Genomic DNA, 17,886 nt, shown 5'->3' with positions numbered 1-17,886 from the left:
CTGTGTGCCATCTAGACAAGGCGAATGTTTGACGGTTTAGTGGTTCTAAATCGAGAACATTCAACGCAGGATGGCACAAAGGCGCTGCCCGAAGGGGTCGTTATGGAAGCCTTTTACTCTTTGTCACAGTCCTTTAACTTAGCCCGCTAGGCTTGCAGGACTGTTTCGCGATTAAAAGGCTTCCATTTAGACCAAAATTCGTACACCAAATGTCAACAGGCCCTAGACGATACCTGCCCAAAGGCAATAATTTTCTCAAACGGCGTGGTGTCGGGTAATGTACCTAAGGCAAAACCACATGCATTGCCAAGCCTTGATTCACAGAAGGTGTGGGCAATGTCGATAAGGGCGTTGTCGTTATTAAGTGACGTAGCAAGAAGTGAACATGCTTGTAGCGCTAGCGCCAGTTGTTCTGTTAAATATCGGCTGCGCGTTTCCATATTCTGCGTGTTTGATAGCTCGTCGAATAGCTTACTAAGATGAATATCATAGTGCTTGTTTTTGCCTGCTTGTGTTTTAAGCTCGCTAAACAAAGCCTCTTTAACATTGGGCTCTTTGGCGAGTGCGCGCAGTACATCTAAACATTGTACGTTTCCGCTTCCTTCCCAAATAGAGTTCAGAGGCGCTTGGCGATAGTATCGTGGCATGGGGTTTTCTTCAACGTAACCAATACCGCCTAAACACTCTTGAGCTTCGTTAACAAACATAGGCGTGCGTTTACAAACCCAGTATTTTCCAATGGCGGTGGCCAGCCTTGCCAGTGCAGCTTCATGATTATTGCTCGATGCACTATCAACCGCTTTGGCAACGCGCATAGTGAGTGCAGTAGCAGCCGCACATTCAATGGTGAGGTCTGCCAACACATTTTGCATTAAAGGCTGATTGACTAAGGTCTTGCCGAATGCGTCGCGATGACTTACGTGGTGTAAGGCGTGAATCAGTGATTGTCGCATAAGTGCTGATGAGCCAATCATACAGTCTAACCGCGTAAGCGACACCATATCTATGATCACCGGCACACCACGGCCTTCTTCGCCAATCAAATATGCCGTGGCTTCCTGAAATTCAACTTCAGACGATGCATTGCTCCAGTCACCCAGCTTGTCTTTCAAACGCTGAATTCGCACGTTATTGAGTGCACCATTTTCCAACAACCTTGGTAGTAAAAAACAGCTTAGTCCGCCTTCCGCTTGCGCAAGTATAAGATGAGCGTCGCACATGGGGGCTGAGAAAAAGAATTTATGCCCTACGATATGGTAACTTCCATCAGCCTGTTTAACCGCTGTAGTGGTATTACGCCTAACATCCGACCCACCTTGTTTCTCAGTCATCCCCATACCAATAGTCAGTCCATGTTTCTGACTAGCTGGCAGGGAACGAGGATCATAAACACCATTAATGGTTTTCTCTAGGTATACGGGTGGCAGCTGCTTTCCATACCGCATAGCCGGAATAGCTGCGTGAGTCATAGTCAGCGGGCAAGACGTGCCAGACTCTGCCTGATAATGCATATACATTAGCGCTGCCCTGAAGGTGTGTGCGCCTTCGATGCCTTCGTGCTTCCACGAATAGTTGTGTACATTGTGCTGCATCGCACTTTCCATAAGCGCGTGATAGCTGGGATGAAATTCAACATCGTCAATGCGGCGGCCATAGCGGTCGAATGTGTGGAGAGTTGGCTTATTCTTATTAGCAAGCTCTCCGTGAGCCATAAGTGCATCCCCCGCGATTTGACCATACTGGCCTAATAACCCTTCGTCATGCTGGTGGGATGATGGCAAATGCTGATCGACTAACACGCGCAGTAAGGTGTCATCACGCCACAAATTGTAGGGCATGGAAATGGTGGGTTGGTTTTCTACAACGTGCGTAACAAATCGATTTGATGAAGTCATGGCATTTCCACTTGGTGAATATACAAGGTGTACCCTTGAAATGGGCTTTTACTTTAAAGGGCTACGTTAAAGCACTATCTCCAAGTACTACCTTAAAACATTACATTAATAGTTGTAAATTGGTATTTAATGTAATGTTTGTGCGCGGCGCGTGTTTATATAATGATGAATGCGTATATGTTTGGCCTTAAGCCAACTTATATTTTAATTAAAATTACGTCCTATCTGAGACAAAGAAGTAAATAGAGTTTGCAATTAGAAAAACAGAAAAAGCCCAATGCAAGAAAGCTACTGCTAAAGCTATTGGGCTCCCGTGACAATATTCAAATGAATGCCAGCGCAGCTGTTCGCGTAGGGGCGCTGTTTGGTATTTCTGAAAATAACATTCGGGTAACGCTCACGCGTTTACAGTCTGCACAGCTTATTACCTTAGTTGAACGCGGTTTTTACAAGCTGGGCGACAAAGGCATTCGTTTTGCAAAGGAAATTCATCAGTGGCGAGAGGATGAGGATGGGCTTGTACCCTGGCAAAACGATTGGGTTGTCGCTCAAACCAGCACGCTTCCTAAAAGTGATAAAAAGCAGCTCAGAAATAATGAACGAGCGCTGAAGCTTTTGGGGATGAGAAAGCTGACAAACGACGTTTACCTCAGACCGAACAATTTCTCAGGCGGAGCAGGCGAAGTAAGAGACAAACTTTACACACTTGGTCTATCGAGAAAGGCGCTCGTGTTTAGTGCCAGCGACTTTGACACTAAATCACACAGCAGGGCGATGGGATTATGGAGCCACCTAAACCTAGAGGCACTTTATAAAGACGGATGCATCGAAATAGAGGAATCTCTTACTCGATTAACGTCTTTACCCCTTGAAGAAGCAACCAAAGAATCTTATGTGATAGGAGACAGGGCGTTATACCATTTGGTGTTTGACCCCTTATTGCCATCGCCACTTGCAGATGTAGCAATGCGTGAGCGCTACCGTAATCTAGTAAAACGGTACGATGATGCCGGCGCACAAATTTGGCACCGCTTTTTAAATCAAAACTAAGCGAGATTAAAGGCAAACAGCTCAAAAAGAGGGTTACAGATACGTTACACACAGTTGAGCGTAAATTTCACATATAGATGTATTGTGTGAGAACAGTCAGAAAGATGAGACGGTAAGTAATTATTTGGCCGCATAGAACGCTAAGTGTAATTAGCTCTAATGGAAGTAGCGTAAATGGAGAGAAGATGACCGCATCAAGACCGTTATTTAAGCATATTCGCAATCATACAGCGCTTTTCAATGAGCTTTCTCAGTATCGAAACGCCGCTGTAGATACCTTGGGGTTTACGGGGTATGAATTTCATAAAACGCCAAAGTTCGTAACCGAAGATGGAAGTCGGCTTACCATAGAGCCAGAGAGAAGCATTGTACTGCCTAAAGTTCATGCGTTGTCGGGTTTGAAGAATAAGCTGACACAGGCTATTCCCACGTTACATATGGTTGAGCATAGTGAAATAGGCTATCGCTACCCAACGGCAGCGTTGGCTGGGCTAGACGCGCCATTTATTAAACGTATGCGTTCTGAGTATTTTCACAAAGTGGATGAAGATAGAAGTATTTGCCGCCCTGTGAATTTGTCGTTCGGAATTAAAAGTCGCGGAAAAGCTGACAACCGACAAGAATACGAAGTGTGGATGCCAGATGAAGCGCCAGATCAAAATCCGCTTCCTTTGCTCATCAATGCCTATGGCGAAGACTTACCCGATGATGTAAGACACTTTGTTGAACAACCCTCAAGAGTACACGGTTGGATGGGGGTTAAGCGGGCAGCATTTGAAGCGCTTTACACAAACAAGCAACATTGTGGTGATTTGATAATTTGCGTCGCCATGAGTGTAGACGCCTACAACATTGGCGCTAAACCTGATCTAGCTTATTCTCCTGAAGCAGAAAGCTCTATTGCTGTAAGCAACGCAGAGTTTGAGTGGGAAATAGAGGGGTACTATGCTCCGCGAGGCTGGGCGTTTGACCACGATGAAGTGTGGGCAGCAATAAATCACACGTTAGAAGCTATCAATGCGCCGCTCGATGATTTATACGGCAACGAAATTATTCCTATTGCCGAAAGTAAAACGGAGCGAATTTTGTCAACATTGCAATCACTGGGCGTTAGGCAGGAAGAAGTAGACGAACTTAATCTTCAGCCTTGGGAGTTCATGCTAACCGAAAGTGAGCATAGGGTTAAAGCACACGATCCCAGCCGTTCGGTTAATTTATTAGGTAGACTAAATCGACTCTTTTACCAACCAGAGCAGCAGTTGCCTTCACTAAATTGGATGCATGATCTGATTTTATAGGTTTAAACTTTTAAGATTACTCTACTGTTCGATTTTATTTCATATCGTTCACAAGGCTAGGCGCGCTGAAAGCAATTTCATGCGCGCTTTTTTATATTCCTTCTGAAGTCATTCTGTAACTAAAAAGACTTATATGTAAAATTTTATATAAAATATGTTGGTTTTTGTAAATAACTTTCAGTTTTGTCGTGATCTGTCTGTTTAATTCGCTATTTATGTAATTAAATTACGAAAAATGCTTTATTTTTTGAAAGTATTGTTCATAATGTATTCATCACTCAGGTGATATCTAATTTAGTTACAAAATAGGAATTCAAAAATGAAACTGTCTACTTTCGCTATTGCTCTAACATTATCTGTTGCTGCCACTCAATCTTTTGCAAAAGATGTCGTACTAAAGCCAATTAACGACAACATCGAAACACAAGCATGTTTAACTGCTGCTGAAGATGGTTTTGGTCCTGCATTGCGTCTTATCCGTTCAAAAGGTTTTAATGCAGAAGAGTTCAGTGCATCTGTACGTTGCAACGGCGAATCACTTCGCACTTTTGCTTACATGTACAAAAACAACAAGGCGACTGAAAACGCGAAAACTGTAGCACTTGTTGCTAAAAACCAAGATGTTGCGTCACAGGCTTGTCTAGAAGCGCTTTCAGTAGGTAAAGAAGCGGCACTAGCGAAGTTTGGTTTGGAAGGTGAGAACATTATTTGTAACCACAAAACAATGTCTGATTTTGTTCGCGAATACAGTGCAGAGAACGTAGTTGTTCGCACTGCTGCTGAATAAGACTGCGTTTTAGGATAGCAACCTACTGCTAATATTTAGTACAGTTTCATGGCCTTTCGCTTGAAAGGGCGAAAGGCCTGACACTTTACGCTTCGCTTGATTTAATTCTACGTAAGTCTTCTCGCATCGGCCAACCTTTAGCCGCACCGTTCAGTTTTTTCATTTCGTATGGGTCTTAAAATAGGCGTAACGCTCCACCCATAGTTATTGGTTTTCATCTGAATGAATCAAATGAAACTCAGTTTGCCTGCCATCTAAATAGGTTACTGACTGACCGTCAAAAAATGCATCTTCTTCCAGCATAATTCTAATTTCTTTGTTCCACTCTTTAATAAAGCTTGCTGCATTGAGTTCTATCGAATAAGCCGTTTGTGCAAACACTGGATAGTCACCTTGAACTGGTACTCCTTCCTGTGCATCCCACATTCCTATCGTTGGACCCGCTGCGTGCCCATGAAAACCAAGCGGGTGGGTGTAAATAGCGGGCGTAATGCTTTGTTCGATAGCCTGCTGCCGCGACATACTCAAAATAGTGTTACCTGTTCTGCCTACTTTAAAATTACCGGTCAGAATGTCCTGCAACTGGTTTCCAGATTTAAGTGCTTCCTTAAGTGAAGCTGGCGCGTCTTTTTCACCAGGCTTTAACACGTAAGCATGCTGCTGTTGATCAGTATTAAGTCGAAGGTAAGTAATGCCGAAATCGACATGAATGAGATCGCCCGGCCGAATGATGTTTTCACCAGGACGCTTGCTAAATGCGGTAATTTGGTCGAAGACTTCACTGTCTTTACGTTGAATTGAGACAGTAGGATGAAACCAGTTGGTCAGCCCTAAAGCGCGCGTTTGATCACGCAGCCACCACACCACATCGTCTGTAGTTGTCACGTTAGGGGTTATAACTTCATTTGAAAATGCCGTTGCTATTAGTGAATGACCAATTTGAGTAAGTACCGGATAATATTGCATTTCAAGGTCACTGCGCGTTTCCAGCCAACCGATTGAGAGTCTTTCGCCACTTACAACGCGGCTTTTCAGCGCTTCAGGAAGTACGGCCATAAATTTATCGTGTTCGGTAGAGGTCATGCCATCAGCGAGCGCAAATGAATCAGACGTATTAATTGCAATTTTAACGGGATTCCGGGCTTCGATAACGTGTTTCAATGCCTTCCACTGGTCGGGTTGTGCTTCCTTATCCCACGCTTTTTTAAATAGTGACCCTACCGCATATCTTGCAACAGCCAAACGTTCTAGCGGTTGACCATTGCCGGGGTTATAAATGACTAACATGGTATGACGTCGTGCGGAAATCCAAGTAGAAGGTAACATGGTTTTTAAAACGGGATCTTCGTTGTATTCCCGGGACATTAACACCCACATGTCGATGCCTTCACGCTCCATAATTTGGGGCAGCACAGAATTGAAGCGTTCAACGGTGATCTTATCAATCAGCTCGCTTCGCTGTTTCATACTAAGAATGTTATTCGCCCATGCGTTTGCCGATAGGGATAACATTACTAAACCTAAACTTACCGCTAGTAACTTTCTCATCCATGTTTCCTGTCTATTATTATTAAAATGATCACAGTGCGCGTTCATTTTTAGTAAACAAACTTAGCAAACAAAGATATAAAGTAAAACGCGCACGAGTGAGGTAAGGTTAATCTAACACTAAAATTGAAAGTTCAGCTAGGTGTATCACTTAATAGCCCTAGTTATATGAAACGACTTCAATCTCTATGTTTTGCTGAGCCATGAAATAAAAGCGTCTACCTGGTTCATAATCGCCATGGCTAAAAGTATTGAAATTTAGTGCCAGAACCCGCTGCTCTGTTTCGTCTAAATTAGGCACAACAATACCGATATGGTTGATATTGGCGAGGGTTTTATAATCGCTTTCAATATCATTGATAGCTTTAGGTCTGTAAAGGGCTAGGTAGTCTTTATCGTTTCCTACGTGCACCGTGTAGCCGTCATTTTTGGCGCCGCCGCTCCACCGTACTTTCCAACCAAATAGCGTACAAAGTAAGCTGGCTAGCTCATCTGGGTTTTCAACAGTGATATTCGCGTGCTCTAAGTATGCAGTTGTCATGTGTTTTTCCTTGTGTAGATAATCAACGAAAAACAGCTTAATATCTAAAGCTAACTTTAGATCAAGCGTTTTTTTACCGCTATTTCGAAATTGGAAAAGGGGCGTTATGGCACCAGAACCTATGGTAAGCATTGGCTTTATTGCTAAACGTACTGGCAATGCTGTTTCATTAATTCGCTATTATGCCAACGAAGGACTAATTCCTTCTGTGCGCACAAATGGCGGAAATAGAGCATTTCCTCGCTCAGTCATTCGCAGAGTTTCCTTTATTTTGATTGCGCAAAATATGGGGTATTCCCTTACTGAGATAAAGAGTCTGTTGTCTACACTTCCAGACAACAGAACGCCAACACAAGCTGATTGGGCAAAATTAAGCACGGTGTTTAATCAGCATATCGAAGCAAAAATTTCAGCGCTGACCAGTTTGAAGACGTCGTTAGAAGGCTGTATTGGCTGTGGGTGTTTGTCATTAGACCGCTGTAGGCTTTACAATACCGACGATAAAGTGGCAGCCCAAGGTAGCGGTGCCCAGTTGCTCGATGAAAACGTGCAATCCCAGTTCTTAGTTTCACACAAAAAGTAGCGCTTCATGCACCCAAAAAATCTTCACAAGAACGGCTATCCTATGGATACGCTGTGCCAGACATACCCAGCGCTCAAGTCTTTTCTCGTTCGTGCTAAAAGCGGCAATACCAGTATAGATTTCACCAGCCCAAAAGCGGTGAAGGTGCTTAATGCGGCCTTACTTCATCACTACTACCGCCTTGAATATTGGGATATTCCTGATGGCTACTTATGCCCCCCAGTACCTGGAAGAGCAGATTATATCCACGGTATTGCTGATTTATTAAAATCAACGAGCAGCAGTGCGCAGGGTGAGCAGAGTCAACAGGGGAAAGATCAAAACGTTCGTGGGCTTGATATAGGCGTGGGCGCAAATGCTATCTATCCTATTATCGGCGTTACATCCTATGACTGGTCGTTCGTAGGGAGTGATGTTGACGACGTCGCAGTAAAAAGTGCTAAAGCTATTGCTAGTAAAAACAGTGTGTTAGCCCATAAGTTCCAAGTGCGTAAACAATTGAATAGAGCAAGTATTTTCAACGGCGTGATTGAAGCAAATGAACGATTTACGTTTACTATGTGCAATCCTCCGTTTCATAAGTCTGCGCAAGAGGCACTGTCAGGCACGCGAAGGAAGACATCTAATTTAATCCGCAATAAACAGAAACGAAGTGGTGCGAAGTTCACCGATAATCGTGAGCAAGGTTTTGGGCATCGTACATCCAAGCTACAAGGTAAAAATGCCGCTTACCAAGGTAAGGACGCAAACTTGAATTTTGCGGGCCAAGCGAATGAACTGTGGTGCGAAGGCGGTGAACTTGCCTTTATTCAGCGCATGGTTAAAGAGAGTGTCTCTGTAAAAGACAATGTAGAATGGTTCACCTGCTTGGTGTCGAAGAGTGCCCATTTGAAACCAATTAAAACCAGTATTGATTATTACGGTGCTGCGCAGTGTAAAGTGATTGATATGGGACAGGGAAGTAAATTGAGTCGTTTTGTTGCGTGGACTTTTTAACCGTCGTATCGCTAAGTTAAATTGACCGAGTACAGTTGAAGCAGCATAGTGCGAGCACGCATAGCATTTGCTAAGAAAAGTGGTTCTTGTTCTGAAGAACCACTTTCCAATTCAACGTTTAGAAGCTGAAGGTTTTTGATACACCAAACACAATGCGCTCATCGGCGGTATCAAAATCAAGATTTGTGTTTTCAGCAGCAATTTCGAAATCGAACCCTTCATAACTCGTTTGGTAAGCCAAACGGTAGTGGTAGAAAGAGGTGTCATCACCATTCCACAGCCACTTGTCACTGTCTAGTGAGTTAGATACGTCAAAGCTTGCACGTAAATGATGGTTGGGTGCGAGTTCAAAGGTATGAGCTACCATTGCGATAGCGTGTTTTGCGCCGGTTCCAAAGTAATCCCACGTGTACCAGAAGTTTAGTTCTGAGCTACCGTAGTCACTGGCATAACCAAACTTGGTATACACCTCTGGGTAATTGCCATCACTTGAATCATCGCCACCGTGATAAGAGTAATAAGCGATGCCGTAGTCCAAACTCACCGTTTCGGTTAGCATTTGGTAACGACCCACGTAAAAATCCCATTCAAGGTTTGTATCGCCACCAAAATCTACATTAGATGCCCACGTGCCTGCATAAGTGCCGTTATCAAATGCTTTATCAACACCGCCTTGTAGTGCAGGGTCGTTTTGCGTTTGGCTAACGCCGTTGAAGGTATAATCTGAAACCGCAGAGATATTGGCGCTCCAATCAGCGAATGAAGCTGAAGAATATAACGCTGCGACAATAGCCACTGTGAAAATATGCGTGGATGTAAAAAAAGAATTCAAATTTTTCATTGTTAAACACCTGTTTTTATCGTTGTTTTATTTGGCCCGCTTTCTAGTTAATGCGCTTTTACGCCGGTTTCGGGCAACACTTACCCCCATTGGCTCAAAGTGAGCCAATGTTAATGAGGTAAGAAGTGATTGATTTAATTAGTTGAGATTTTCTATCTTGGTAAAGTCGATTTTGTTTTCTTTCGGCGATGTTTTGATGGCCGTAACCGATTTAAACTTCTGACTTAGAATGAAAGCAAAGCAGCTAAAGAAGATAGCGATAACTAACGCACCCACCCACTGAATTTGCAAGAAGTCTAGTTTGAACAGCAGCGTGAGTAGCGAAAGCGCCACGATATTGAGAGCAATGTAATTGCCTTTACCGATGCGTTCAACGGTCATGTTTAGATTATCTGTGTAAAGTCTAATCAGTGAATCAAGTGAGTTGATCACAAAGACGACACCCACACACACCATGGCTAAATTGGTTATCCCCTCAGTAGGAATACCTGCACTGTGATAGTGGTACAGTACTGAAAACCAAGCCGCAATCGGAATAGATGGAATGACCATCATAGCCAACATGACTTGATAAGTTTTAAGACCGCCCACGAAACGAGACGTAAACTGACCAATCATGATGCTCCAGCTGAACCACCAGAATAGATAGAACTCGTGATACTCATTAATGGGTAATACGAAGTTATCGATGTTCGCAAAGTACCCACCAATAAGACCTAGGTTGGTAAAGTAAGCCGTTATCTCACTTTCACCAAATACAAATGCTGCCGCCCACATGCCAACAATGAGGGCGATGAATACCCATGTGGTTGTAAGGCTTAAAATACGCACGTATTTAATGCTAGTGCTCGAATATACGGCAAAAGCAATGGCTGCAAACACAATCAGGTAGAACGCAGGCACGACAGATTCTCCGTCGCCTATCGACGGTAAATACCACGGAAGGTTAGACAGTAATAGAAACGCCGTGAAAGCACAGGTTCCGATGATTACAACGTTGTTTACGAACTTAACAACGGGAAGCTCGAAGAACTTTACTTTCGGTTCGATTACGCAGAAATAAAAACAAGTAAGAAAGTAGAATCCCCAAATTAAGAATCCCCAGAACCCAAACTCAATGGCGAGCGGATTGGTGAAGGCATATTCAGGACTTGCGCTTATGTCAGCATAACCAGCAAATTCAGTGAGCGGGAACATAATAAGGCCCACGTCCAAACCTGAGGTAAAGAGAATGGCAATAAAGGTAAAGGTTCTAACTGGCGTTACGCCGACCACTTTCATGTTGCCCCATTTAAACAAAATATAGGCTACAGAAAGTAGAGTGAAAATAATGCCTGCACTAAGCCATACTGTCATTATCACCCTCCCAATATTGATAAAAATGAAACATGTTTTTTCCTTTTTTTCGTTATCAAACAGTCCACCCAACTACACATTAAAGCCTTATATTAAAGGCGGCATGTAGGCACTGTGGAAGGTGCGCTTGTTTTAACAACAAGCACACTGGTGCGAGATAGTTTAAAAATCTAGCGTTGCTCTGTTTGCCAATGCGGGTGAATATCCACGGGCACATTTTGTGGTGGCAAAGCGGGTTTACCCAGAATGATGTCTGCCGCCTTTTCCGCCACCATGATGGTTGGCGCATTTAGGTTTCCGTTTGGAATTGTGGGGAAGATAGAAGAATCCACCACTCGCAATCCTTCTATGCCATGAACATTGGTTTGAGAATCTACCACTGCCATCTCATCTTCACCCATTTTGCAAGAGCATGATGGATGGTAAGCGCTCTCAACGGCTTCACGCACAAAAGCGTCTATTTCTTCATCCGTCTGAATGTGCTCGCCAGGCTGAATTTCGCCGTCTCTGAAGTCGTCGAATGCTGACTGTGCGATGATTTCTCGTGTAAGTCTTACGCACGCTCTAAACCCTTCGATATCATCTGGATGCTGCAAATAGTTAAACAAAATTTTAGGTGGAACCGTCGGGTTAGCCGACTGAAGGGTTACGCTACCTCTACTTTTAGGTTTGTTGTGACCTACGTGCACTTGAAAGCCATCGCCATCAAACGCGGACTTTCCGTCGTATCGAATAGCGGCAGGCAAGAAGTGGTACTGAATGTCAGGCCACTCTACGTCTGCTTTCGAGCGAATGAAGGCGCAAGATTCAAAGTGATTCGTAGCGCCTAACCCAGAACGGTTTAGCAACCAGCGAGCGCCGATCAACCCTTTTGAAATTAAGCCCAGTTTGCGATTTAACGTAATTGGCTGTTTGCACTTGTACTGGAAATAAAATTCCAAATGATCTTGCAGGTTTTGACCCACACCCGGCAGGTGGTGCTTAACATCGACACCTGCTTTTTCAAGAATATCTTTGTCGCCAATTCCAGAAAGTTGCAGGATATGTGGTGAGCCAATAGAGCCGGCACTTAAAATCACTTCGTGAGATGCGGCGGCAGTTTCGGCTTTACCGTTAACTACATATTCAACGCCTTTTGCGACTTTATCTTCCAGCACGACTTTAGTAACCAGCGCGCCAGTCACTATAGTTAAATTCTTACGCGATTTTATCGGGTCAAGATATTCACGGCTTGCCGAACTGCGTACACCATCTTTAACGGTCATATGCATAGGGCCGAAGCCTTCTTGCTGCTTACCATTGTAATCGCTAGTGATATCGTAGCCCGCCTGTTCGCCGGCTTTAATGAAGGCCGTATAAAGCGGATTCTTCATTTCGTTACCGTTGTTAACGCCGAGTTCACCATTGCCACCTCGGTAAGCGTCGTTACCTTTGTACCAGGTTTCAGCTTTTTGGAAATAGGGTAGGCACGCCTGATAATTCCAGCCCTCTGCGCCGTGAGCTTCCCATTCATCAAAGTCTTTAGCGTGGCCGCGTACGTATACCATTCCGTTAATGGATGACGAGCCGCCCAACACTTTACCGCGCGGGCAGTGCATTTCACGGTTGTTTAAATAGGGTTCTTTTTCAGTGTTGAATTGCCACGCATACTTGTCGGTATTCATAGGAATAGACAGCGCCGTTGGCATCTTGATGAAAATGCTTTTATCTGAGCCACCGGTTTCCAGTAGCAACACCTCGTGCTTTGGGTTTTCTGATAAGCGGTTCGCTAGCACGCAGCCGGCAGAACCAGCTCCAACAATAATGTAATCAAATGTCTGCATATGTACTCCTACTGCGGCTTAAAACGGGCTCTCAATTTGGCTCATACCTACATAAACCGATTTGGTCTGTGTGTAGCTATTAAGCGTTTCAACGCCGTTTTCACGTCCAATGCCAGACTGTTTGTAGCCGCCTACAGGCATTTCAGCCGGAGAGTTACCATATGCATTTATCCAGCAAATACCGGCTTGAAGTTGGTGGATAACGCGGTGCGCGCGCTGGATATCCTTACTAAATACACCGGCAGCTAAACCTAGCTCAGTGTCATTCGCGCGTGCGATCACTTCGTCTTCATCATCGAAAACTAACACGCTCATTACTGGTCCGAAGATCTCTTCTTTAACGATAGTCATATCGTCAGTGCAGTCAGTGAAAATTGTTGGCTCAACAAAATAGCCATTTGGCGCAGATGCCGGAGAGGCAGCGTTCCCGCCGGTTAATAGCGTTGCGCCTTCTTCTTTTCCTTTGGCAATATAGCCAAGTACCAGCTCTTGGTGCTTTTTAGAAATAAGTGCGCCCAGGTTTACGTTGGGGTCAAGTGGATCGCCCACAACAATGTTGTTTTCGGTACGGGCTTTAAGCTCATCAATAAAGGCTTGATAAACAGAACGTTGAACGTAAACACGGGTGCAGTTAGTGCAGATTTCACCTTGGGTATAAAAATTACCAAGCATAGCGGCGCTGATAGCTTGGCTAATGTCGGCATCTTCGAATACCACAAGCGGTGACTTACCGCCAAGCTCCATTGTCACGTCTTTTAAGTTCGACGCAGCGGCGCTTTGCATCACTTTTTTACCTGTGCCTACTTCACCAGTAAACGATACTTTCTCTATGTCAGGGCTGTTTGTAAGCCACTGGCCTACTTGTGCTGCGCCTTGAACCACATTAAATACGCCGTCAGGTACGCCAGCTTCGATGAAAATTTCAGCCAGTTTAAGCGCACCCATCGGGGTTTCTTCTGACGGCTTAAATATAAACGCATTACCTGCGGCAAGGGCGGGGCCTGATTTCCAGCAAGCGATTTGAATAGGGTAGTTCCATGCGCCAATACCGGCACAGATACCTAGCGCTTCTTTGCGCGTGTAGAAGAAATCGCCACCCACAGGTTGCTGGGTACCTAGTTGAGTAGGAGCTAGGCCGGCATAGTACTCAATGACATCAGCGCCAGTTTCAATATCAACACAGTCGGCTTCTTGAATAGGCTTACCGGTATCGAGTACTTCAAGTTTAGCGAGTTCGTCATTACGCTCACGAAGCAATGCAACCGCTTTATTAAGAATGCGGGTTCTTTCAATTGGCATCATTGCTGACCACACTGAAAAACCTTCTTTAGCGCTTTTAATTGCTTCTTGTTGAATAAACTCATCAGCCACTTCTACGTGGTAAATTACCTCACCGGTTGCGGGGTTGGTTACAGCAAAGGTTTCTTTGCTTTTGTTTGCCATCGGCTTGCCGTGAATGAAATTCTGATAAGTCGGTAATGACATGCATAAACTCCTACTTTTAAAAGGACTAAAACTTTCGCCAATTTGCGGGTACTGCGAATTAACTTCTATTACGAATACCTAATACGTAGAAATAGTTTCAAAATGATGAATAGTGTTGAAACTATTTTCTCTATTGAGTTGTTGACTTGCTCGAATAGAACACTTTCGCTTTGTAAAAGTCACCCTGTAAAAAACATCATTACCTACTACGCCAAATACGCATTATTGAAGGTTTAAAAACGTAATGTCGAACGTCTTTTTACTGATGCTTTTATTTTAATTGGTCGTTCAATAAAAATAAATTGTATAGTGTTCTAACTATTGTTTCAACTTGTGAGCATTGTTACAGAAGCGGAATGGTAAGGAGTAACCTGCGAAATTTTCTGGTAACTAAATGATTTTAAATAGTAAAAGTGCAAACATTAAATATATAAAGAATTAGCTATCCCCATGCTTAATTCACTTTTGATTGACCAATTAAAGGTGCGGAAATGTTTAACTGAAACTAATTGAGTTGGAGGTAAGGGTTAATCTTGAGGGGTCAAAAGCAATTGCTCTAAGCAATTTGATAGTGTTGAAAAGAGAAGTTAAAAGGGCAGCTGAGGCCCTTTCATCATATGAGATAAATATTAAGGTAGAGACTAAGCCTAAAACCGACAAGTAAACGTCGATTTCGGTTTAGGTGCTTAAACTGCAATGGTAATAACCTGAGTTGATCGATAGGGTAGCAACATCCCCTTTATTCCAAAACACTACATTCTTGTTGTTGGTGTATTTTGCCCCCGATGCTGAACGTGATAACTGCACAATGTGATGGGTATTGTTTAATGATAAGGCCAATGTGTCAGGCCCCAGCGTATTTACACGTAATGTAGCGAGATTGGCATTAGGCGTTTCACATTTGTACGTTTTGGTCGACTCTTGTTCATTTGAGCCAACCACATCTTGTTTTTGCGATGAAATTTGGTCAGACAATTTCGTATCTACATTACTTTTTGTCGTACTTGCCGATTTGTTTGTCGTCGATTGAGAAATCTGTGCGGCAATCGCTCTAATCGTTTCATTGCCACTACTGTCGTAAAGCACCAACCAAGTATTTTCCACTATCGAATAACTTGCCGATGCGGCCAACATTTCGATGAAGCGTTGCTCTTGTTTCATCAGTGCAGGCGCACATGCCTTTTTAGTGAGAATGAGCTTATCAGTGAAAAAGGATTCAGCTGAGCTTTTATCACTAAATACCGTATCGGCTTCATCAACATCTAGCGCTCCGGTAAACTGATTACAACCTGTACTGCCGCTTACTCTGCTAGTGTCTCCGTTTGAATTTACGTTAAGCGTAACATGGCTGAAATCGATAATTCCTGCTCGGTCTATACTTTCAACCTGCCAATGACTGTCCGCTAACGTAAGTGGTTTGCCTTCGGTATGCTGTTGACTACCTTCACTTTCATTTGAATAGAGAGAGGAGACCGAGCTGCACGCTGTTAAAGAAAGAAGCGCAGAACCTGTCAAAGCCCAAAGGTACTTCCTGTAAGTCATGAAAACTCCAATTGTTTTTAATCAATTTCACTATGATTCGCGATAGCCAACTAAGTTCATCTTTAATCGTTGAGCTCAAATAGCACGAAGAGCACCACTATACCTCCACTTTGTCGTCAAAACGACAGTTCGTAAGCGAATGAAGGGAGTAAACTAACACCTTGATATAACTTATGGGTGACGCAGTATGAAAAATTTAGAACAGCACTTGAGTGAGTACGCCAAGTACCACAGAGATCAAAGAAACATATACACCCATTATGTCGGTATTCCGCTAATTGTTTTCTCGGTTTTCTGTCTACTAAGTAAGCCTGCGTTTCTAGTTAGCGCGCCAATTTTTGGAGATATGATCATAAGCCCAGCGCTCTTTGTTTGGGCAATTGGTAATGCGTTCTACATTAAGTTAGATATAAAACTTGGCATAGTGATGACGCTTTTTACGGGGGCTATGGTCTATTTCGCTCAACCCATCGCACAGAATGAAGTGGGAACATGGCTTGCTATTTCACTTGGTATTTTTATTGGTGGTTGGGTGCTTCAATTTATTGGTCATCACTATGAGGGTAAAAAGCCTGCGTTTGTCGACGACATAATGGGGCTGGCGATAGGACCACTATTTGTGCTTGCGGAATTAAGTTTTGAGCTAGGCCTTAGAAGCGCACTTAAAGAAGAGATAGAACGCCGTTCTGGACCCATAAAGTAACTGCTTTAGATAGCGCGTTGAAACAACCAGTCTCAACGCGCTGTCATAACATAATCGCTAAGCTTTCATCTTCTTTATCGTTTCTTTACGCAATTGTATTTTAGACTCAGCAAAAGACTGTCTAGGCAACATCTTCAACTTTTCTGCATAACCCATGGCCGTTGCTAAAACCTGCTCTTGAGGCACCGCAGCGTCGATAAAGCCCGCTTTCACTGCTTCTTTACCTTGGTAAATACGTGAAAAAAGCAATGCTTCGGTTTGAGACGTATTCGCTAGTCTGGCTTTTGCTAGCTCCATACCGAAAGGCGGCAGCACCATACCAATGGCGGTTTCATTAAGCCCATATTTAGTATCTGCGTCTTTACCAATACGCAAGTCGGCAGCTAAAAGCATAATAGCGCCCATTGCAATGCTGTGACCTTCTGCAGCAACGACTACAGGTAGTGGGAAGCTATAAAGACGTACGATTAACTCCGCGCCTTTTGACACCAACTCGTGTTGTTTTGCTTTGTCGTCGGCTTTCATTACCGATAAATCAAACCCGCCGCAAAACTTGCCTTCACCACCGTGTAATACAACCGCTTTTGCGTTTTGTTCTGCTTCATCTAAGGCATCGTTAAACTGCTGAATAAGCTCAAACCCAACGGCGTTAACTTTCCCGTCGTCAAAGGTGATTACAGCAATATCGTTGTTAATAGCTAAATTAAACGCCATGGAATGTCCTGTCACTTTCTTAGTAGGAATTAATTTACGTTACGCTCTGTTAAGCGCAACTTTCTAGCAGTGATTGTAGGTAATTGATTTCTTTTATGATAGTGCTTTAGGCTTCATCTTCGGGATATGTGCTATGAATATCGGTGATAATTCGCGGAAGTTCTGCAATAAGCTTCTTTTTATATCGGCGTTGTCTGCGACGCGCTTTCGCGTTATTAGCCCGCCATTGCGCACGTTTGTCTTTCACAATTCGCTCTAGGTCTTGGCCATCCTCTATTAAAATTGCGTCGTTAATGGATGTTCGTTTTGTCATACTAAAACTCCAGCTTTAGCTGTTTATCGCGCCATTGTTTTGAGCGTTGGTTGAGTACGTGAAGCGAAACATTCTCAGTGACTATCTGTCTGGCAAGGTTTAATGCTGCACTGGCTTGCTCGTCGGTCAGGTTGTTATAGGCCGGCGAGGGAATGACCTCATACCACGCACAGCCGACAATATTGTCTAAAATCACCCGCATAAAGCAGTGGTCATGATGTATTGGCCAGGCGTTTTTCTTTGCAGATGCAATAGAAGGGAGCACATTTTTCGCGTAGTGTAGAAATTCTCGTAGGTTCTTCGTGTGCTCCGTTGATTTTGAGAGATAAGCGTGTGGGAATTGGTTCTGAAGGGAAGGTGTGTGCATGCGTGATTTAGCCCTCGTCCAATTCGTTTACGCACTTTTATTTC

The 17,886-nt window shown here is 43.7% G+C and carries 17 protein-coding genes; 6 read left to right on the top strand and 11 right to left on the bottom strand.

Going from position 1 to position 17,886, the window contains the following annotated elements:
- Nucleotides 1–212: 212 nt before the first annotated feature.
- Complete coding sequence (locus ACFI6L_RS01175) at nt 213–1,895, bottom strand: acyl-CoA dehydrogenase family protein (RefSeq protein ID WP_462573255.1); 1,683 nt, start codon at nt 1,893–1,895, stop codon at nt 213–215.
- Between the two features lie 249 nt (nt 1,896–2,144).
- On the opposite strand from ACFI6L_RS01175, the gene ACFI6L_RS01170 reads away from it, so the two are divergent.
- The 3 genes from ACFI6L_RS01170 (at nt 2,145) to ACFI6L_RS01160 (ending at nt 5,030) form a co-directional block, all read left to right on the top strand.
- Nucleotides 2,145–2,945 carry a PaaX family transcriptional regulator gene (locus tag ACFI6L_RS01170; protein ID WP_462573254.1) on the top strand — a complete coding sequence of 267 codons (801 nt, stop codon included), beginning with the start codon at nt 2,145–2,147 and terminating at the stop codon, nt 2,943–2,945.
- 185 nt (nt 2,946–3,130) lie between these two features.
- Nucleotides 3,131–4,243, top strand: a complete 1,113-nt coding sequence (locus ACFI6L_RS01165; protein ID WP_014950290.1) for a hypothetical protein — start codon at nt 3,131–3,133, stop codon at nt 4,241–4,243.
- Between the two features lie 319 nt (nt 4,244–4,562).
- Nucleotides 4,563–5,030, top strand: coding sequence for a hypothetical protein (locus tag ACFI6L_RS01160; RefSeq protein ID WP_014950289.1), 468 nt, complete (start codon nt 4,563–4,565; stop codon nt 5,028–5,030).
- Nucleotides 5,031–5,234: 204 nt separating this feature from the next.
- On the opposite strand, the gene ACFI6L_RS01155 is transcribed toward ACFI6L_RS01160, so the two are convergent.
- Nucleotides 5,235–6,578 carry a M24 family metallopeptidase gene (locus tag ACFI6L_RS01155; protein ID WP_462573253.1) on the bottom strand — a complete coding sequence of 448 codons (1,344 nt, stop codon included), beginning with the start codon at nt 6,576–6,578 and terminating at the stop codon, nt 5,235–5,237.
- 160 nt (nt 6,579–6,738) lie between these two features.
- Nucleotides 6,739–7,119 (bottom strand): VOC family protein, encoded by a 381-nt coding sequence (locus ACFI6L_RS01150; protein ID WP_069944783.1) that lies wholly within the window; start codon nt 7,117–7,119, stop codon nt 6,739–6,741.
- A gap of 106 nt (nt 7,120–7,225) precedes the next feature.
- On the opposite strand from ACFI6L_RS01150, the gene soxR reads away from it, so the two are divergent.
- Both soxR and rlmF read left to right on the top strand, forming a co-directional pair.
- Nucleotides 7,226–7,702 carry a redox-sensitive transcriptional activator SoxR gene (gene soxR / locus ACFI6L_RS01145; protein WP_462573252.1) on the top strand — a complete coding sequence of 159 codons (477 nt, stop codon included), beginning with the start codon at nt 7,226–7,228 and terminating at the stop codon, nt 7,700–7,702.
- Nucleotides 7,703–7,708: 6 nt separating this feature from the next.
- On the top strand, nt 7,709–8,698 hold the full coding sequence (gene rlmF, locus ACFI6L_RS01140; protein WP_462573251.1) for a 23S rRNA (adenine(1618)-N(6))-methyltransferase RlmF: 990 nt from the start codon (nt 7,709–7,711) through the stop codon (nt 8,696–8,698).
- Between the two features lie 118 nt (nt 8,699–8,816).
- On the opposite strand, the gene ACFI6L_RS01135 is transcribed toward rlmF, so the two are convergent.
- The 5 genes from ACFI6L_RS01135 to ACFI6L_RS01115 form a co-directional block, all read right to left on the bottom strand.
- Nucleotides 8,817–9,539 carry a TorF family putative porin gene (locus tag ACFI6L_RS01135; protein WP_014977124.1) on the bottom strand — a complete coding sequence of 241 codons (723 nt, stop codon included), beginning with the start codon at nt 9,537–9,539 and terminating at the stop codon, nt 8,817–8,819.
- A gap of 138 nt (nt 9,540–9,677) precedes the next feature.
- The gene (locus tag ACFI6L_RS01130) at nt 9,678–10,895 is read right to left on the bottom strand and encodes a choline transporter (RefSeq protein ID WP_014950283.1); all 1,218 of its coding nucleotides are present in this window, start codon (nt 10,893–10,895) and stop codon (nt 9,678–9,680) included.
- Nucleotides 10,896–11,065: 170 nt separating this feature from the next.
- Nucleotides 11,066–12,718, bottom strand: coding sequence for a choline dehydrogenase (gene betA / locus ACFI6L_RS01125; RefSeq protein WP_462573250.1), 1,653 nt, complete (start codon nt 12,716–12,718; stop codon nt 11,066–11,068).
- 18 nt (nt 12,719–12,736) lie between these two features.
- Entirely contained in the window at nt 12,737–14,203 is a 1,467-nt protein-coding gene (gene betB / locus ACFI6L_RS01120; RefSeq protein WP_462573249.1) for a betaine-aldehyde dehydrogenase, read from the bottom strand.
- 678 nt (nt 14,204–14,881) lie between these two features.
- Entirely contained in the window at nt 14,882–15,745 is an 864-nt protein-coding gene (locus tag ACFI6L_RS01115) for an META domain-containing protein (RefSeq protein WP_462573248.1), read from the bottom strand.
- Nucleotides 15,746–15,932: 187 nt separating this feature from the next.
- Here ACFI6L_RS01115 and ACFI6L_RS01110 point away from each other — a divergent pair, with 187 nt between their 5' ends.
- Nucleotides 15,933–16,448, top strand: a complete 516-nt coding sequence (locus tag ACFI6L_RS01110; RefSeq protein ID WP_462556402.1) for an Mpo1 family 2-hydroxy fatty acid dioxygenase — start codon at nt 15,933–15,935, stop codon at nt 16,446–16,448.
- A gap of 57 nt (nt 16,449–16,505) precedes the next feature.
- On the opposite strand, the gene ACFI6L_RS01105 is transcribed toward ACFI6L_RS01110, so the two are convergent.
- The 3 genes from ACFI6L_RS01105 to ACFI6L_RS01095 form a co-directional block, all read right to left on the bottom strand.
- Nucleotides 16,506–17,162 (bottom strand): crotonase/enoyl-CoA hydratase family protein, encoded by a 657-nt coding sequence (locus ACFI6L_RS01105; RefSeq protein WP_462556405.1) that lies wholly within the window; start codon nt 17,160–17,162, stop codon nt 16,506–16,508.
- Nucleotides 17,163–17,268: 106 nt separating this feature from the next.
- Nucleotides 17,269–17,475, bottom strand: coding sequence for a hypothetical protein (locus ACFI6L_RS01100; protein ID WP_348668859.1), 207 nt, complete (start codon nt 17,473–17,475; stop codon nt 17,269–17,271).
- Between the two features lies 1 nt (nt 17,476).
- Entirely contained in the window at nt 17,477–17,842 is a 366-nt protein-coding gene (locus tag ACFI6L_RS01095; protein ID WP_371342525.1) for a hypothetical protein, read from the bottom strand.
- Nucleotides 17,843–17,886 lie beyond the last annotated feature (44 nt).

Source organism: Alteromonas sp. G4i35, assembly GCF_054960375.1.
Note: the sequence above shows the minus strand (reverse complement) of the source record. Positions and strands in the feature narration are given on the sequence as shown.

Bases quoted from the DNA above. Each gene is read 5' to 3' on its own strand.
- ACFI6L_RS01150 (WP_069944783.1), bottom strand. From the start codon at position 7,119: ATGACAACTGCATACTTAGAGCACGCGAATATCACTGTTGAAAACCCA.
- ACFI6L_RS01165 (WP_014950290.1), top strand. From the start codon at position 3,131: ATGACCGCATCAAGACCGTTATTTAAGCATATTCGCAATCATACAGCG.
- ACFI6L_RS01095 (WP_371342525.1), bottom strand. From the start codon at position 17,842: ATGCACACACCTTCCCTTCAGAACCAATTCCCACACGCTTATCTCTCA.
- ACFI6L_RS01155 (WP_462573253.1), bottom strand. From the start codon at position 6,578: ATGAGAAAGTTACTAGCGGTAAGTTTAGGTTTAGTAATGTTATCCCTA.
- ACFI6L_RS01175 (WP_462573255.1), bottom strand. From the start codon at position 1,895: ATGACTTCATCAAATCGATTTGTTACGCACGTTGTAGAAAACCAACCC.
- ACFI6L_RS01160 (WP_014950289.1), top strand. From the start codon at position 4,563: ATGAAACTGTCTACTTTCGCTATTGCTCTAACATTATCTGTTGCTGCC.
- ACFI6L_RS01100 (WP_348668859.1), bottom strand. From the start codon at position 17,475: ATGACAAAACGAACATCCATTAACGACGCAATTTTAATAGAGGATGGC.
- ACFI6L_RS01105 (WP_462556405.1), bottom strand. From the start codon at position 17,162: ATGGCGTTTAATTTAGCTATTAACAACGATATTGCTGTAATCACCTTT.
- ACFI6L_RS01115 (WP_462573248.1), bottom strand. From the start codon at position 15,745: ATGACTTACAGGAAGTACCTTTGGGCTTTGACAGGTTCTGCGCTTCTT.
- betA (WP_462573250.1), bottom strand. From the start codon at position 12,718: ATGCAGACATTTGATTACATTATTGTTGGAGCTGGTTCTGCCGGCTGC.
- ACFI6L_RS01135 (WP_014977124.1), bottom strand. From the start codon at position 9,539: ATGAAAAATTTGAATTCTTTTTTTACATCCACGCATATTTTCACAGTG.
- ACFI6L_RS01130 (WP_014950283.1), bottom strand. From the start codon at position 10,895: ATGACAGTATGGCTTAGTGCAGGCATTATTTTCACTCTACTTTCTGTA.
- soxR (WP_462573252.1), top strand. From the start codon at position 7,226: ATGGCACCAGAACCTATGGTAAGCATTGGCTTTATTGCTAAACGTACT.
- ACFI6L_RS01110 (WP_462556402.1), top strand. From the start codon at position 15,933: ATGAAAAATTTAGAACAGCACTTGAGTGAGTACGCCAAGTACCACAGA.
- betB (WP_462573249.1), bottom strand. From the start codon at position 14,203: ATGTCATTACCGACTTATCAGAATTTCATTCACGGCAAGCCGATGGCA.
- rlmF (WP_462573251.1), top strand. From the start codon at position 7,709: ATGCACCCAAAAAATCTTCACAAGAACGGCTATCCTATGGATACGCTG.